The sequence below is a fragment of the Pseudomonas abyssi genome (genome assembly GCF_003444685.1).
GTDB lineage: Bacteria > Pseudomonadota > Gammaproteobacteria > Pseudomonadales > Pseudomonadaceae > Halopseudomonas > Halopseudomonas abyssi.
Genome location: NZ_LMAZ01000004.1, coordinates 254679 through 271240 on the forward strand (window position 1 = coordinate 254679; position 16562 = coordinate 271240).

Annotated in this window: 15 protein-coding genes; 9 read left to right on the forward strand and 6 right to left on the reverse strand. The window is 63.6% G+C overall.

Translation table 11 applies throughout. The features are described 5' to 3' along the window. The first annotated feature begins 104 nt into the window (after positions 1-104). The 3 genes from aguB to ASB58_RS14095 all read left to right on the forward strand — a co-directional run bounded on the left by aguB (position 105) and on the right by ASB58_RS14095 (position 3578). On the forward strand, positions 105-983 hold the full coding sequence (gene aguB / locus ASB58_RS14085; protein WP_118131308.1) for an N-carbamoylputrescine amidase: 879 nt from the start codon (positions 105-107) through the stop codon (positions 981-983). Positions 984-987: 4 nt separating this feature from the next. Beyond that, positions 988-2085 carry an agmatine deiminase gene (gene aguA, locus ASB58_RS14090; protein WP_118131309.1) on the forward strand — a complete coding sequence of 366 codons (1098 nt, stop codon included), beginning with the start codon at positions 988-990 and terminating at the stop codon, positions 2083-2085. Between the two features lie 143 nt (positions 2086-2228). Next, positions 2229-3578, forward strand: coding sequence for a hypothetical protein (locus ASB58_RS14095; protein WP_096004504.1), 1350 nt, complete (start codon positions 2229-2231; stop codon positions 3576-3578). Positions 3579-3674: 96 nt separating this feature from the next. Here ASB58_RS14095 and argH read toward each other — a convergent pair whose 3' ends face one another. Beyond that, positions 3675-5069, reverse strand: coding sequence for an argininosuccinate lyase (gene argH / locus ASB58_RS14100; protein ID WP_118131310.1), 1395 nt, complete (start codon positions 5067-5069; stop codon positions 3675-3677). An 87-nt stretch (positions 5070-5156) separates the two neighbouring features. On the opposite strand from argH, the gene ASB58_RS14105 reads away from it, so the two are divergent. The 6 genes from ASB58_RS14105 to ASB58_RS14130 all read left to right on the forward strand — a co-directional run bounded on the left by ASB58_RS14105 (position 5157) and on the right by ASB58_RS14130 (position 11153). Next, complete coding sequence (locus ASB58_RS14105) at positions 5157-6260, forward strand: sensor histidine kinase (RefSeq protein WP_118131311.1); 1104 nt, start codon at positions 5157-5159, stop codon at positions 6258-6260. Beyond that, on the forward strand, positions 6241-6996 hold the full coding sequence (locus tag ASB58_RS14110) for a LytR/AlgR family response regulator transcription factor (protein ID WP_118131312.1): 756 nt from the start codon (positions 6241-6243) through the stop codon (positions 6994-6996). The genes ASB58_RS14105 and ASB58_RS14110 overlap by 20 nt, the downstream gene beginning before the upstream one ends. A gap of 78 nt (positions 6997-7074) precedes the next feature. Beyond that, complete coding sequence (hemC, locus tag ASB58_RS14115) at positions 7075-8013, forward strand: hydroxymethylbilane synthase (protein WP_118131313.1); 939 nt, start codon at positions 7075-7077, stop codon at positions 8011-8013. Next, positions 8010-8762, forward strand: coding sequence for a uroporphyrinogen-III synthase (locus ASB58_RS14120; protein ID WP_118131314.1), 753 nt, complete (start codon positions 8010-8012; stop codon positions 8760-8762). The genes hemC and ASB58_RS14120 overlap by 4 nt, the downstream gene beginning before the upstream one ends. A gap of 14 nt (positions 8763-8776) precedes the next feature. Beyond that, positions 8777-9931 carry a uroporphyrinogen-III C-methyltransferase gene (locus ASB58_RS14125; protein ID WP_181977942.1) on the forward strand — a complete coding sequence of 385 codons (1155 nt, stop codon included), beginning with the start codon at positions 8777-8779 and terminating at the stop codon, positions 9929-9931. After that, the gene (locus ASB58_RS14130) at positions 9924-11153 is read left to right on the forward strand and encodes a heme biosynthesis HemY N-terminal domain-containing protein (RefSeq protein WP_118131316.1); all 1230 of its coding nucleotides are present in this window, start codon (positions 9924-9926) and stop codon (positions 11151-11153) included. Before ASB58_RS14125 ends, ASB58_RS14130 begins: the two co-directional genes overlap by 8 nt. 9 nt (positions 11154-11162) lie before the next feature. Here the strand turns inward: ASB58_RS14130 and ASB58_RS14135 are convergent, their stop codons facing one another. From ASB58_RS14135 to trxA, 5 genes are all read right to left on the reverse strand, one after another. Next, a complete protein-coding gene (locus ASB58_RS14135) occupies positions 11163-11864 on the reverse strand; it encodes a substrate-binding periplasmic protein (protein WP_118131317.1) in 702 nt (233 codons plus the stop codon). 99 nt (positions 11865-11963) lie between these two features. Further along, positions 11964-12935, reverse strand: a complete 972-nt coding sequence (locus tag ASB58_RS14140; RefSeq protein WP_096004495.1) for a 2Fe-2S iron-sulfur cluster-binding protein — start codon at positions 12933-12935, stop codon at positions 11964-11966. Then, on the reverse strand, positions 12936-14402 hold the full coding sequence (gene ubiD, locus ASB58_RS14145) for a 4-hydroxy-3-polyprenylbenzoate decarboxylase (RefSeq protein ID WP_118131318.1): 1467 nt from the start codon (positions 14400-14402) through the stop codon (positions 12936-12938). A 173-nt stretch (positions 14403-14575) separates the two neighbouring features. Further along, positions 14576-15841: a transcription termination factor Rho gene (gene rho / locus ASB58_RS14150; protein WP_083728235.1), complete on the reverse strand. Its 1266-nt coding sequence runs from the start codon at positions 15839-15841 to the stop codon at positions 14576-14578. 212 nt (positions 15842-16053) lie between these two features. Further along, positions 16054-16380: a thioredoxin TrxA gene (trxA, locus tag ASB58_RS14155; RefSeq protein WP_083728234.1), complete on the reverse strand. Its 327-nt coding sequence runs from the start codon at positions 16378-16380 to the stop codon at positions 16054-16056. Positions 16381-16562 lie beyond the last annotated feature (182 nt).

Genomic DNA, 16562 nt, shown 5'->3' on the forward strand with positions numbered 1-16562 from the left:
CCTATTTGCCGATAATTATCTATTTATGGAATGCCTTGTAGCTTGCCAATGCTGCCGGGCTGGGCTATAAGTCGATTTTTATCCAACTCTCACCGGAGTGTGCCATGACTCGTACCGTGACCGTTGCCGCCACCCAGATGGGTTGTACCTGGGATAGTCAGGCCAATATTGCGCAAGCTGACAAGCTGGTGCGCGAGGCCGCCGCCCAGGGCGCGCAGATCATCCTGATTCAGGAGCTGTTCGAAACGCCGTACTTCTGCCAGAAGCCGAACCCGGAGTATCTGCAGTTGGCCACGCGGGTTGAAGACAACCCGGCGATCAAGCACTTTCAGGCGCTGGCCAAAGAGCTGGCGGTGGTGCTGCCGATCAGCTTCTTCGAGCTGGCCGGTCGCGCGCGCTTCAACAGCATCGCGATCATTGATGCCGACGGCAGCAACCTCGGCATCTACCGCAAGAGTCATATTCCGGATGGCCCCGGTTATCACGAGAAGTATTACTTCAACCCGGGCGACACCGGCTTCAAGGTCTGGCAGACCCGCTATGCCAGGATTGGCGTGGGTATTTGCTGGGATCAGTGGTTCCCCGAGTGCGCGCGCAGCATGGCCCTGATGGGCGCGGAGCTGCTGTTCTATCCGACTGCCATCGGCAGTGAGCCGCACGACCACAGCATCAACTCCCGTGACCACTGGCAGCGGGTGCAGCAGGGCCACGCCGGCGCCAACCTGATGCCGCTGATCGCCAGCAACCGCATCGGCCGCGAAGAGCAGGACGGCTACGACATCACCTTCTACGGCTCGTCGTTTATTGCCAACCAGTTTGGCGAGAAGGTGCAGGAGCTGAACGAGACGGACACCGGCGTGCTGGTGCAGTCCTTCGACCTCGACGAGCTGGAGCGTATCCGCAGCGCCTGGGGTGTGTTCCGCGACCGTCGCCCGAACCTGTACGGTCCGCTCAAGACCCTGGATGGCGAGCTGGAGTCCTGAGGCCATGTACAACCTGCACAGCACGCCGCAGCATGACGGCTACTTCATGCCCGCCGAGTGGGCGCCGCACAGTCAGACCTGGATGATCTGGCCGGAGCGCCCGGATAACTGGCGGCAACAGGCGGAGCCGGCGCAGGCGGCGTTTGCTGCGGTGGCGCAGGCGATTGCCGGGTTTGAGCCGGTGACCGTTGGCGTCTCGGCGGCGCAATACGCCAATGCCTGCGCGCAGCTGGATCATCCGGCGATTCGGGTGGTGGAGCTGAGCAGCAATGATGCCTGGGTGCGTGATACCGGGCCGACCTTTGTGATCAATGGCCAGGGCGGCCTGCGTGGTGTGGACTGGACCTTCAACGCCTGGGGCGGCGGGCTGGGCGGTCTGTATGCTGATTGGGTGCTGGATGATCAGGTGGCCAGCAAGATCCTGTCGATGGAACGCTGTCCGCGTTATCGCACTGAGGGTTTTGTGCTGGAGGGCGGTTCGATTCACGTGGATGGCGAAGGCACCCTGATCACCACCGAGGAGTGCCTGCTCAACCCCAACCGCAATCCGCACCTGCAACGCATAGAGATAGAGCAGCAATTGGCGGCGCAGCTGGGTATCAGCAAGGTGATCTGGTTACCCGAGGGCCTCTACAACGATGAGACTGATGGCCACGTCGACAACTTCTGCTGCTTTGTGCGCCCCGGCGAAGTGCTGCTGGCCTGGACCGATGATCCGCAGAACCCCAACTATGAGCGCTGCCAGGCCGCCGCGGCGGTGCTGGCCGCCGCGCGCGATGCGCAGGGGCGGGCGCTGCTGGTACACCACATACCCATTCCCGGGCCGTTGCATGCCACCGCCGACGAGTGCGCGGACGTGCAGGTGGTCGAGGGCAGCCAGAGCCGCGATCCAGCCATTCGCCTGGCCGGCTCCTACGTCAACTTTCTGATCGTCAACGGCGGGGTGGTGGCGCCCAGCTTTGCCGATCCTCATGACGAGGAGGCGCTGGCGATTCTGCAGGGGCTGTTCCCCGAACGCCGCGTGGTTGCGGTGCCGGGCCGGGAAATCCTGCTTGGGGGCGGCAACATCCACTGTATCACCCAGCAACAGCCGGCGGTCTGAAAGACAAAACGGACATGGCGCACATACCACGTTTCGGTACTGGAGCCGGGCGTGGGGGAAGAGGCATAATCGCGGGGCAAGAATGCGGCGCCGGGCTCAAGTTCGGCGGTTTCAGGAGGTTTTTCCGTCCAGAAGGAATTTATATGCAGTTCTCCTCACTTTTTCCCTCTTCCCTGTCTCGCACCGCTCTGGCGGTGGGCATGGTCGTCACACTGGCCGGTTGTGCGGCCACCCAGGGCGGCGCCGTGGATACCAACGGCGCTACACGCCTGCAGGGCGAGCTCACCAGCAGCAGCCCGGTCAACCTGAACGACGGGTCGCAGTATCAGGTATTCAACCTCAAGCTCAAGGCAGGTGAGCTGGTGCGCGTAGAGCAGGGCGGCGCCCTGGAAGGCGCGGTGCTGACCCTGCTGGATTCACGCAACCAACTGGTCAGCGGCCCGCGTCACGGTTCCCTGCACCTGTCCCCGCAGGCCGATGGTACTTACCGCCTGGGTGTCAGCGGCAGCACGGCATCCTCCTACGGCCCGTTCGACCTGACGCTGGAGCGCGTCACGCCGCGCAATAGCGGTGCGCTGGAGCTGAACGACTCGGTCTTTGGCCTGCTGAGCCGTGGCAACGATGCCAACACCTACACCCTAACGGTTGCAGAAGCCGGTCTGTACGAGATTGCCCTGGGCTCCGAGGAGCTGGACACCGTGCTCAAGCTGAACGGTGGCGGTCTGTCGCTGGAAGATGACGACGGCGGTGATGGCACCAACTCGCGCATGACCGTTATGCTCGATCCGGGTACCTACCAGGTAACAGCGACTGCGCTGGACTCCCCGGCCGAAGGTGGCTACGACCTGAGCCTGAGCAGCCGCGCGCTGCCTGAGGGCGTTGAGCTGGTCAACGGCGGCGAGATTGCCCTGGGCACCACCATCAGCGGCCTGGCTGACAGCAACGACAAGGTCTATACCCTGGCTGTGCCGGAGCGTTCGCTGCTGCGCATTGTCATGAGTTCGGATGAGGTCGACAGCTTCCTCAAGCTGCAAGGTCCTGGCGTTGACACCAGCGACGACGATGGTGCCGGTCGTAATCTGGATGCGGCCATCACTACGCTTGCCAACCCGGGCAGCTACCGTATCAGCGCATCGACTGTCGATGGCAGCGCCGGTATCTTCACCCTGAGCACTGCCGTGCAACCTGTCAGCAGCAACAGCGCGCAGGTGCGTCCGGGCGAAGGGGTTTCCGGTACGTTGTCGGGCAACAGTGTCGACAAGACGCTGGTGATCGCTGAAGCCGGCCACTACACGGTTGACCTCTACGCCACCGAGTTTGATGCGCTGCTGCGTATGAGCGGTAACGGTGTTGAGCTGGAAGATGATGATGGCGCCGGTGGCACCAACTCGCGCATCAGCACTTACCTGGAGCCCGGCCGCTACACTCTGAGCGCGCGCAGCTACGACAACAGTGGTCGTGGCAGCTTTGTGATCAGCGTCGAGCGCGAGTAAGCAAGCAGGACAGCACCGATCCTGCGCGAGTGCAATGGATCAGTGCTTGTTGAAAGGCCGGCAGCCCGCCAGGGCTGCCGGCCTTTCTTTTGCGCGTCAGGCGCCGAGCAGAGCGCGGCCGCGCTGAACCGCTGCCAGCACCTGCGCCGGTGCGGTGCCACCGATGTGGTCACGGGCGTTCACCGAGCCTTCCAGTGTCAGCACCTCAAACACGTCCTGCTCGATCTGGTCGCTGAAGCGGCGCAGCTCCTCCAGCGACATCTCCGCCAGATCCTTGCCTGAATCCACACCGTACTTCACCGCGTGCCCGACGATCTCGTGGCAGTCGCGGAACGGGATGCCCTTGCGCACCAGATAGTCCGCCAGGTCGGTTGCCGTGGAGAAGCCGCGCAGGGCTGCTTCGCGCATGGCCTCGACCTTGGGCTCGATGGCCGGGATCATGTCGGCAAAGGCGCGCAGGCTGTCACGCAGGGTATCGACAGCGTCGAACAGCGGCTCCTTGTCTTCCTGATTGTCCTTGTTATAGGCCAGCGGCTGGCTCTTCATCAGGGTCAGCAGGCCCATCAGGTGGCCATATACGCGGCCGGACTTGCCGCGCACCAGCTCGGGTACGTCCGGGTTCTTCTTCTGCGGCATGATTGAGGAGCCGGTGCAGAAACGGTCGGGCAGGGCGATGAAGTTGAACTGCGCACTGGTCCACAGCACCAGCTCTTCGGAGAAGCGCGACAAGTGCATCATCGCCAGTGCGGCGGCGGCGCAGAATTCGATGGCGAAGTCGCGGTCGGACACGCCGTCCAGCGAGTTGCCGGAGATGGCTTCAAAACCCAGCAGCTCGCAGGTAATGCTACGGTCGATCGGGTAGGTGGTGCCCGCCAGCGCGGCGGAGCCCAGCGGCATGCGGTTGACCCGCTTGCGGCAGTCGATCAGGCGTTCGCGGTCGCGCTGCAGCATTTCAAACCAGGCCAGCAGATGGTGGCCGAAGGTCACCGGCTGGGCGGTCTGCAGGTGCGTGAAGCCCGGCATGATCACCGCGTTGTGGCGCTCGGCCTGGTCCAGCAGACCGGTCTGCAGGCGAATCAGCTCGCCGAGGATGACGTCGATTTCCTCGCGCAGCCAGAGGCGGATATCGGTCGCGACCTGATCGTTGCGCGAGCGGCCGGTGTGCAGCTTTTTGCCGGTGATGCCGATACGCTCGGTCAGCTTGGCCTCGATGTTCATGTGCACGTCCTCGAGGTCGACGCGCCAGTCGAACTGGCCTGCTTCAATATCGCCACGAATGGCGTTCAGCCCTTCGATAATGGCGTCGCGCTCGGCCTCGGTCAGTACGCCTACTTTGGCCAGCATGGTGGCGTGGGCGATGGAGCCCTGGATGTCGTGCTTGTACAGGCGCTGGTCAAAATCCACCGAGGCGGTGAAACGGGCAACGAAGGCGTCGACCGGTTCGCTGAACCGGCCACCCCAGGATTGGTTGGTTGTCTTGTCTTGGCTCATGTCTCGGATGGGTCCGCTGCGTGAAGAGGCGCATAGCATAGCATTTCACGCTTGCGCGATGGCGGTCGGCTGGCAGACACTGGCGCGATGAAGAACGGATTCTGGACCCTGCTCAAACGCCCCTATGAGGGAGAGGATTTCTTCCTCCCTGATCTTTGTTCGTCCGTTGCCGTTTTTACCCTGGTGGTGCTGGCCCAGCTGGTGGTGCTGGTATGGGTATTGGCACAACCTGCCGACGGCGGTTTTGACTGGCTGCAGTTGGCCATGGCCTCGCTCTTTGTGCAGTGGATTGTGCTGCTCTCGGCCGCAGCCTTGTGCCGCCTGCGCGACTGGATGCGCCGACGCCCGCTGGGGCTGGCAGTCGCCGCCTGTCACGCCGTGGTGGTGGGGCTGACACTGTTCTTTACGGTGCTGGGTGACTGGGTGGTATACCGCGGCATGACCGGTGCCCTGCAATGGGAAGCCGGGCAGTTGCTGCGCCATGGTCTGATCGCGCTGATCATGACCAGCCTGTTGCTACGTTACTTTTATCTGCAGCAGCAGTGGCAGCACCAGCAGCAGGCCGAGCTGCGCTCGCGCCTGCAGGCGCTGCAGTCGCGTATTCGTCCGCACTTTCTGTTCAACAGTCTGAACAGCATCGCCAGCCTGATCGAGGTTGCTCCGGCCAAGGCCGAACAGGCGGTGCTGGATCTGTCCGATCTGTTTCGCGCCAACCTGTCCAGTAGCGAAGCGCTGTCCTGCTGGGGCGAGGAGCGTCGCCTGTGTGAAGGCTACCTGCGTATTGAGCAATACCGGCTGGGTGAGCGGCTGCGCGTGCAATGGGATGTTGCCGAGCTGCCGGATACCTTGCCGATACCCTTGCTGACCCTGCAGCCGTTGCTGGAGAACGCCATCCTGCATGGCTTGCAGCCACGTATTGATGGCGGTGACGTGCTGATTCGTGGTCGTCTTGAGAACGGGGTAGTTGAACTTCTGGTGAGCAATACCTGTCCTCAGCAGAACGACACGCATCAGGGTGAGCGCATGGCCATGGCCAACATCCGGGCGCGGCTGCAGGCACTGTTTGGCGAGCGGGCGCAGCTGATCGGCTGGCGCCAGGGGGAGTGCTTCTTCAGCAGGCTGGTCTATCCTGTTACACAAGATTCAACAACGGCAGAGAAGTCATTATCGAATGAAAGTACTGATCGCTGATGATGAGCCGCTGGCCCGCGAGCGGCTGGCGCGACTGGTTGGTTCGCTGCCGGGGTACCGGGCGTTGCCCGAGATGGCCAGCAATGGGCATGAAGCCCTGCAACTGGTTGAGGCGCATCATCCGGATATCCTGCTGCTGGACATTCGCATGCCCGGGCTGGACGGCCTGCAAACCGCCGCCAAGCTCTGCGAAAACGCCGAGTCGCCGGCGGTGGTGTTCTGTACCGCGCACGGTGAGTATGCGCTTGATGCCTTTGCCGTGAGCGCGGTGGGCTATTTGCTCAAGCCGGTGCGTAGCGAGGCGCTGGCCGATGCGCTGGCCAAGGCCCAGCGGCCCAATCGCCTGCAGCTGGCCAATCTTGGCAAGGCCACCGCCCAGCCGGAGGGCGCTCAGGCGCGCAGCCACATCAGCGCGCGCACCCGCAAGGGGATCGAATTGATCCCTATTGAAGATGTGCTGTATTTCATTGCCGATCATAAGTATGTGACCTTGCGTCACCTGGGCGGTGAGGTGCTGCTGGACGAACCGTTGAAGGCGCTGGAGGAAGAGTTCGGCGATCAGTTTGTCCGTATTCACCGCAACGCGCTGGTGGCACGCAGCCGCATTGAATGTTTGCAGCGTACAGCCATGGGGCATTTCGAGTTGTGTCTGAAAGGGCTGGAGAGCGAAACCCTGACGGTCAGCCGCCGTCATGTACCGGGCGTGCGCCGTCTGATGGAGCGTTTGTGTCTCTAACCGTGCTGCGACAGTCACCCGCGTGGATGCCCGTTTGACCATGGCGTATGATGCGACCTGGTTTGAAGCGAGAGTTCCATGAGTCGACATCTACGAATTGCCACCCGTAAGAGCGCCCTGGCCCTGTGGCAGGCCGAATACGTCAAGGCGCGTCTCGAACAGCTTGACCCCAGCGTCGCTGTTTCCCTGGTACCCATGGTCAGCCGCGGCGACCAGCTGTTGGATTCGCCGCTGGCCAAGATCGGCGGCAAGGGGCTGTTCGTCAAGGAGCTGGAAACCGCCATGCTCAACGACGAGGCCGATCTGGCCGTGCACTCGATGAAGGACGTGCCCATGCAGTTCCCCGAGGGGCTGGGGCTGTACGCCATCTGCGAGCGCGAAGACCCGCGCGATGCCTTTGTCTCCAATCACTATGCCGATCTGGATGCGCTGCCGGCGGGTAGCGTCGTGGGCACCTCCAGTCTGCGTCGTCAGGCGCAGATCATGGCACGCCGTCCGGATCTGCAGATTCGCTTCCTGCGCGGTAACGTCAATACCCGTCTGGCCAAGCTCGACGCCGGTGAGTACGACGCTATCGTGCTGGCGACCGCCGGGCTGCTGCGTCTGGGCTTCGATGCGCGCATTCGCTACCCGATGCCGCCGGAAGTCAGTCTGCCGGCAGGCGGTCAGGGCGCGGTAGGCATCGAGTGCCGTAGCTCGGATACCGAATTGCAGGCGCTGCTGGTGCAACTGAACGATGAGGACAGTGCGCTGCGCGTGCGTGCCGAGCGCGCCCTCAACACGCGCCTCAATGGCGGTTGTCAGGTGCCGATTGCCTGTTATGCCGAGCGCGAGAATGGCGAGCTCTGGTTGCGCGGGCTGGTCGGTGATCCGGATGGCCAGCGCATGCTGCGTGCCGAAGCCCGAGGCCCCGAGGCGGAGCCCGAGGCGCTGGGTATCGCCGTGGCCGAGGATTTGCTGGCCCAGGGCGCCCAGGCGATTCTGGATGCGGTTTACGAGGAGGCGCCGCCACGGTGAGCGGCTGCCTGCTGCTGACCCGCCAGCCGGCGGAGAATCAGCGACTGGCTGCCAGTCTGGCCGAGCATGGCATTGCCACCTGCAGCTTGCCGCTACTGGCGCTGGAGCCTTGCCCGGAAGGGCCTCGGGAGCGCCAGCGTATGCTGGATCTGGATCTTTACCAGGCCGTGGTCGTGGTCAGCCCGGTGGCAGCACGTCTTGGTTTGGAGCGGCTGGATCACTACTGGCCACAGCCGCCGCAGGGCGTTGCCTGGCTCGCGGTGGGGGGCGGCACGGCCCAGGTACTGCGTGATTACGGGCTGCCTGCCGAATGTCCGGCGCAAGGGCAGGACAGTGAGGCACTACTGGCCATGCCGTTATGGCCGCCCTTGTTGGCCCGTCCCGATCTGAAGGTGCTGATCTGGCGTGGCGAGGATGGACGCGAGCACCTGGCCGACCAGTTGCGCGCCGCGGGCGCGCGGGTGGATTACCTGCCCCTCTACGCCCGCCGCATGCCGGCCGGTCTGGAGGCCGCACTGGTCGAGCTGGCGCCGCAGATCGATCGGGTGCTGGTGCTCAGCGTGCAGGCCCTGCGTCACTGGCGCGAGGCGGCGGGCGGGCACTGGCAGGCGCAGCGGCAGTGGCGCTGCTTTGTGGCAAGTGAACGGATTGCGGCGCAGGCCCGGGAGTGGGGCTGCACGGATGTAGTAACCTGTCGAGGTGCAGATGACGCGGCCGTCGTGGAGGCCGTGCTCTCGTCGTCGGGATGACAAAGGGGAAGCGCGTGGAACCGAGCGAAGCGAACAACAAGACCGAACAACAGCCTGCAGCCGCTGCGGCGACCAAGCCCGCAGAGCCGTTGGCGGCAGCCAGCGGCAAGCAGGGCGGTGACGCCAAACGCCCGAAACCGGACAAGCCGGCCGCAGGCGGTGGTGGTCGGGGTGTCAGCTGGCTGGCGCTGCTGCTGGCGCTGATCGCGCTGGCTGCCTCGGGCTGGCAGCTGTGGCAGGCGCAGGCTCTGCAGCAAGGACAGCGCGACGCACTTGAGCAGCAGCAGCGCCAGCTTGACGGTGCCAACACGCGCCTGGATCAGCGCCTCGAAGGCGTGCCCCAGGCGGATGACTGGCGCGCGGCGCAGCGCCTGATCGCCGACATGCAGCGCAGCCAGCAGGCGCTGGGCGAGCGCCTTGACGTGCTGCAGGGCGATGGCCGGGAAGAGTGGAAGCTGGCCGAAGCGCAGTATCTGCTGCGCCTCGCCGCGCTGCGGCTGCAGGCGGTGCAGGATGTCGCCGCCGCTCGCGAGTTGCTGGACACCGTCGACGGTATTCTGAAATCCATGCCTGATAGCGGACTGTTCGGCGTACGTGAACAGCTGGCCGGTTATCAGGCCGAATTGGAAGGCTTGCCTGAGCTGGATCGCGCTGGCGTGTTCCTGCGTCTGGGCGCCCTGCGTGATCAGGTCGATCGTCTGGTGGCGCTGCCGGTGCCGGAGTTTGATCCGACCGAAGTCAGCGCCGAGGAAGAGTACGCCGACCGTCTGCAGCGTCGCGACCGCTGGGACCGCGTGCTGATGAGGCTGGAACGCTATGTACGGGTGGACTTCCAGCGTGGCAAGGTGATCACCCCGCTGCTGGATGAAGCGGAGATGCAGCGCGTGCGTCGCACCTTGCAGCTGACGCTGGAGCAAGCCCAGTGGGCCGCCCTGCGTGGCGAGGAGACGGTGTACCAGGCCAGCCTGGAGCGGGCCGAGCAGATCCTGACCCAGTATTTCGAACTGGAGAATCCCAAGGTGCAGGCCATGCAGAGTCAACTGCAAGGATTGCACGGCCGTGCTGTAAGCCTGTCGCCACCTGATCTGGCGCCGCTGCAGCAGAGCCTGGCCAACTACCTGCAGAGTCGCCGCAGCAGTGCGCCGGCCGAGGAGGCGGCGGATGAGTAAGAGTTATGTAGCCATCCTGCTGGTGGTGCTGGTCGCCGCGCTGCTGGGGATGGCGATTGCCCAGGATCCCGGTTATCTGCTGATTGCCTGGCGGCATTTCTCCATCGAGACCAGCATTTGGGTCGGAGTGGGCTTCCTGCTCGCCTTCTGGCTGCTGCTGATGCTGACGCGCACGCTACTGCGGATGCTGACCGCGTCCGGTCGGCGCATCAACCCCTGGTCCCGTCGTAACCTGCAAAACCGCGCCAACCTGCTGGCAACCCGCGGCCTGCTGGAGTTTGCCGAAGGTCACTGGCAGCAATCACTGCGCTTGCTCAAGCGCTCGGCGCCACACGCCGAGCTGCCGTTGATCAACTACCTGGCGGCAGCGCGCGCGGCCAACGAGCTGGAAGACTATCCCGAGTGTGACGCCCTGCTGCGCGAAGCCTATGAAACCACCCCCAAGGCGGATGTGGCCATTGCCGTCACTCAGGCCCAGCTGCAGATTGCCCGTGGCCAGCTGGAGCAGGCGCTGGCGACGCTGACCCGGCTGCGCAAGGAGCACCCCAAGCACCTTTACGCCCTGAAGCTGCTGAGCCAGGTGTATGTGCGTCTGGAAGACTGGCACAGCCTGCTGGATTTGTTGCCGGAGCTGCGCCGGCAGAAAGTGCTGCGCGAGGATGATCAGCAGGCGCTGGAGCGTCAGGTGCATGTTGCCCTGCTGGCCCAGGCTGGGCAGCGCACGGCGTCGCTGGACAGTGATCCGGCCAGCTTGGTGATCGCGGCCTGGGAGCGCATGCCCAAGCGCCTGCGCGAGGAGCCGGAGTTGCTCGAAGCCTATGCCTTGCAACTGCGTACCCGTGGGCGGGACGAACTGGCTGAGGAGGTGCTGCGCAACGCCTTGCAGCAGCAGTTCAACGAACGTCTGGTCAATCTCTACGGCTTGCTCAAGGGCAAGGATGTGGCACGCCAGCTGGCAACCGCCGAGCAGTGGCTCACCCAGCATCCGCATAACGCCAGCCTGTTGCTGGCCGCCGGGCGTCTGGCGCAACGCAATCGCTTGTGGGGCAAGGCGCGCGACTATCTGGAAGCAAGCTTCTCCAGTCGTCGGGATATACAGACCTGTGCCGAGCTGGCGCGTCTGCAGGAGCGCATGGGAGATTCGGGCGCTGCCGAGCGCACCCTGCGCGACGGCTTCGAGATGATCGAGGACCAGTTGCCGACCCTGCCGCTGCCAGAATGAGCGGCGCGCTTAGCGCTTGAATTCGCGCAGCGCCTGGTTGAGCTGACGCCGGGCCTGCTCGGCGTCAGGACCCTCTACGAAGCAGACGTGCAGGGTCAGTTCGCCGAGCAGTCTGGGGGAAAACGCCAGCTGTTCGGCGCTGTCGCCCAGCTCCTCTGAGGCCTCCAGCCAGTACTGCATGACCGCCTGATCAATCACCACCAGGTCTACCCGACCATGCAGCAGCTTCAGCAGGTTGAGCTGGTCGCTGGTTGCCTGTTCAACCTGCAAGACGCCATGGGCGACCGCCTGGTCAAAGGCCGGTGTGTTGCGATAGCCGCTGACGACCCCAATACGATACGGTGCCAGGTCCGTCAGCTGTTGCCAGTCCAGCGGTTCGCTGCTGCGGTGAGCCAGGCCCAGGCGGCTGGTGCCCAGGCTGTCCGAGTAGGCGCAGGGCAGGTCTGGGGCGCGGTATTCGGGGAAGTAGCCAAGGGTTTCAGCTTTAGTGTTGGCGGCCTTGACGGCCCGATTCCAGGGCAGGAAGCGGATGCTCAGCGCGATGTCCTGCTGCGCCAGTGCGCCGCGTAGCAGGCTGGGCAACTGCCCGTGTTCCGGGAGCTCGGTGCCGGTGTAGGGCGGCCACTCAAGGCTGTTCAGCTCAAAGGCGCTGACCGGGATGGCGCTCAGCCAGAGTGCAAAAATCCAGCTTGAGTAGGGCAGTGCCCGCATCTTGCGTATCCCCAATGATGGCGAATTTGCCTGCCGAGTCCGATCGCTGTGGGCGGGCTGGGCAGGTTTTCGTCAGTATAGGGAGGCTGGCGGGCGCTGTCAGCGCGGCGCGTAGGCGAAGGCGTCAGCCTGCATCTGCTGCGCAGGCATGCCGGCGGCGACCAGGGCATCAAGGGTCGCGTAGACCATGCCGGGTGAACCGCTGACGACAAACCGGTAGTCGGCCAGGTCGGTCAGGTCCTCGCAGACGGCCTGGTGCAGCAAGCCCTGGCGTCCGCTCCAGTCAGCCTGGTCGCTGACCACGCGGTGCAGGTAGAGGTTGGGGGCTTGCTCCCAGCGCTGCCAGTGCGGTGCGTTGTACAGGTCGTCGCTATGGCGCACGCCCCAGTACAGGTGAATCGGCTGGGTGACCCCCTGCTGCAGGCAGTCCTCGATGATGCTCTGCATCTGCGCCAGGCCGGTGCCGGCGGCAATGAGTACCAGCGGCTGGGTAGGCGGGGCAGTCAGACAGGCGTCGCCGAACGGCACCTGCACGCGTGCGATGCGGTGGTGCTGCAGGTAGTCGATGACGGCCTGGGTTAGCGGGTCGCGGGTAAGAATGTGCAGCTCAATCATGCGCTCCTCACCCGGGGCCGAGGCGATGGAGAAGGCCGCCGGTTCAGCGCCTTCGCGCTCCAGTAGCAGATACTGGCCGGAGTAATAGCGCAGTGGCTTGCCTGCCGGGGTGCGCAGGCGCACGCGCCAGACGTCGCCGCCGATCGGACTGCACTCGGCAACCTGACACGCCAGGGTGCGCACCGGGAGTTGCCCGGGCGCCAACACGCCTTCCCAATGCACGGTGCAGTCCTCGAGTGGCGTGGCCACGCAGGTGTAAATCTCGTCGCCGGCCTGGGCCTCTCGGTCTCCAGGCAGGCTAACGCGGCCTTTCAGTAGTACCGCCGTGCAGACATGGCAGTTGCCGTTACGGCAGCTATTGGGTGCATCAAAACCCTGGCGGCGTGCGGCGGCGAGAATGGTCTCGCCCTGGTCAATCTCCAGGCTCAGGTCGCCTGGCTCCAGCGCTACTCTCATCTAGTCGATACCCAGTTCAGCCCAGATCGCGTCGACTCGCTGGCGCACGGCGGCGTCCTGCTCGATGGCGACGCCCCATTCCCGGGTGGTTTCGCCGGGCCACTTGTTGGTGGCGTCCAGCCCCATCTTGCTGCCCAGCCCGGAGATCGGCGAGGCAAAGTCGAGATAGTCGATCGGGGTGTTGTCGATCATCACGGTGTCACGCTTGGGGTCCATACGCGTGGTAATGGCCCAGATAATGTCGTGCCAGTCGCGGATGTTGATGTCGTCGTCCACCACGATCACGTACTTGGTGTACATGAACTGGCGCAAAAAACTCCAGACCCCGAGCATGACGCGCTTGGCATGCCCCGGGTACTGTTTTTTCATCGACACCACCGCCAGGCGGTAGGAGCAGCCTTCCGGGGGCAGATAGAAGTCGGTGATTTCGGGGAACTGCTTCTGCAGCAGCGGCACGAAAACTTCGTTCAGCGCCACACCCAGTACGGCAGGCTCATCCGGCGGGCGGCCGGTGTAGGTGCTGTGGTAGATCGGTTTTTCGCGTTGGGTGATGCGCTCAATGGTAAAGACCGGGAAGCGGTCGACTTCGTTGTAGTAGCCGGTGTGATCGCCGAACGGGCCTTCCTCGGCCGTCTCGCCGGGATGGATCACGCCCTCCAGCACGATCTCGGCGCTGGCGGGCACCTGCAGGTCAGAGCCACGGCACTTGACCAGCTCGGTGCGCTGGCCGCGCAGCAGGCCGGCGAATGCGTACTCGGACAGGCTGTCCGGTACCGGGGTCACCGCGCCAAGAATGGTCGCCGGGTCCGCGCCGAGCACCACGGCAACCGGGAAGGGCTCGCCCGGATGCTGCTCCTGCCATTCGCGGAAGTCGAGTGCGCCACCACGGTGGCTGAGCCAGCGCATGATGACCTTATTGCGCCCGATCACCTGCTGGCGATAGATACCCAGGTTCTGCCGCTCCTTGTGTGGCCCCTTGGTAACCACCAGGCCCCAGGTGATCAGCGGGCCGGCGTCGCCGGGCCAGCAGGTCTGTACCGGAATGCGACCAAGATCGACGTCGTCACCCTCGAATACCTGCGCCTGGCAGGGGGCATCGCGCAGCACCTTGGGGGCCATGTTGATGACTTTCTTGAAGATCGGCAGCTTGGACCAAGCGTCCTTCAGACCCTTTGGCGGGTCCGGTTCCTTGAGAAAGGCCAGCAGCTTGCCGATCTCGCGCAGCTCGCTGATGCTCTCGGCACCCATCCCCATCGCTACACGCTCGGGCGTGCCGAACAGGTTGCCGAGAACGGGCATGTCAGAGCCGGTGGGGTTTTCAAATAACAGCGCCGGACCACCCTTGCGCAGGGTACGGTCGCAGATCTCGGTCATCTCCAGCACAGGGGAGACAGGCGTCTGGATGCGCTTGAGTTCACCGCGCTGTTCCAGACCCTTGATGAAATCGCGTAGATCGGAGTATTGCATTTGAGCTTCAAGCCTCAAGCTTCAAGCTGCAAGCAGTGCGTGGTATGCCGCAGCCTGGGGTGTCTGGTCAGAAGCACACTGAATTGACAGTCAGGCCGCCTTGGCGGCCTGACCTGCTGAAAGCGACCAGCTACAGCGGACTGCTTGCAGCTTGTCGCTTCCAGCTTGCCGCTTTAATTTTTGCTGCGCTTCATCGACTGGAAGAATTCGTCGTTGGTCTTGGTGTCTTTCAGGCGATCCAGCAGGAATTCGATCGCGGCGATCTCGTCCATTGAGTGCAGGATCTTGCGCAGAATCCACATGCGCTGCAGCTCGTCTTCGCTGGTCAGCAGTTCTTCGCGGCGGGTACCGGAGCGGTTGATGTTGATCGCCGGGAAGGTGCGTTTCTCGGCAATCTTGCGATCCAGGTGGATCTCCATGTTGCCGGTGCCCTTGAACTCTTCGTAGATCACCTCGTCCATCTTCGAGCCGGTGTCGACCAGCGCGGTGGCGATGATGGTCAGGCTGCCGCCTTCTTCGATGTTGCGCGCGGCGCCGAAGAAGCGCTTGGGCTTTTCCAGGGCGTGGGCATCGACACCACCGGTCAGCACCTTGCCGGAGCTCGGGATCACGGTGTTGTAGGCACGGGCCAGACGGGTGATGGAGTCGAGCAGGATGATCACGTCTTTTTTGTGTTCAACCAGGCGCTTGGCCTTCTCGATCACCATTTCAGCGACCTGTACGTGGCGCGCCGGCGGCTCGTCAAAGGTCGAGGCAACGACTTCGCCGCGCACAGTGCGCTGCATTTCGGTTACCTCTTCCGGGCGCTCGTCGATCAGCAGGACGATCAGGTGGCACTCGGGGTTGTTGCGGGCGATGTTCGAGGCGATGTTCTGCAGCATCAGCGTCTTACCGGCTTTGGGCGGCGCCACCAGCAGGCCGCGCTGGCCTTTGCCGATGGGGGCACACAGGTCGATGATGCGCGCCATCAGGTCTTCGGTAGCGCCGTTGCCGGCTTCCATCACCAGACGCTGATCGGGGAACAGCGGCGTCAGGTTCTCGAACAGGATTTTGTTCTTGGTGTTTTCCGGCTTGTCGAAGTTGATCGAGTCAACTTTCAGCAGAGCAAAGTAGCGCTCGCCGTCTTTGGGCGGGCGAATCTTGCCGGAAATGGTGTCACCGGTACGCAGGTTGAAGCGACGAATCTGGCTGGGCGACACGTAGATGTCATCCGGGCCGGCCAGGTAGGAGGAGTCGGCCGAGCGCAGGAAGCCGAACCCGTCCTGAAGGATCTCCAGTACGCCGTCACCGAGGATGTCTTCGCCGCCTTTGGCATGTTTTTTCAGGATGCCGAAGATCACATCCTGCTTACGCGATCGGCCCATGTTTTCCAGGCCCATCTGGTTGGCGATTTCCAACAGTTCGGTAATAGGTTTTTGTTTGAGGTCAGTCAGGTTCATAGGGGTCGGTGAGTGATGTCAGAGTGTCGGCAGGAAAGATGTGTTTCGGCCACCATGGAGCATGGGGCGATCAGCTTGGCTGCGGGTTTGGGAAGCCGCTGCGCAGGGTGCGTCAGGGCGTTGGTCAGCAAATCTAGCACCGCAGGCGGGTAACGTCCAGCGTTGCGGCTGTAAAAACAGCCGCCCCGGCACGGAGGCCGGGGCGCGATACATCAGATGTTGCTGTCAAGGAAGGCTGCCAGCTGCGACTTGGACAGCGCGCCGACCTTGGTCGCTTCGACGTTGCCGCCCTTGAACAGCATCAGGGTCGGGATGCCGCGCACGCCATACTTGGGCGGGGTGTCGGCGTTTTCGTCGATGTTCAGTTTGCAGATTTTCAGCTTGCCGCTGTAGTCCTTGGCGATCTCGTCCAGAACCGGGGCTATCATTTTGCAGGGGCCACACCATTCGGCCCAGTAATCAACCAGTACAGGGGTGTCAGACTTGAGCACTTCGTCGTCGAAGCTGCCGTCAGTGACGTGCACAATCAGATCGCTCATGTGTTTCTCCAGAGGGATAAAAAGGCGGAATGGCAGCATCATAGCACCACCCGGCGCGCCAGCGAAAGGCGGTGCGCGGGGCGGTCGCGCTGCTCGCCAGCCGCTCGCGGCGGCGGGTCTGCCGCCGGTTTGAGCAGTAGTGTAGATGCGTCATGTAGCCGCGCACGGGGCAGTCTGTCTCG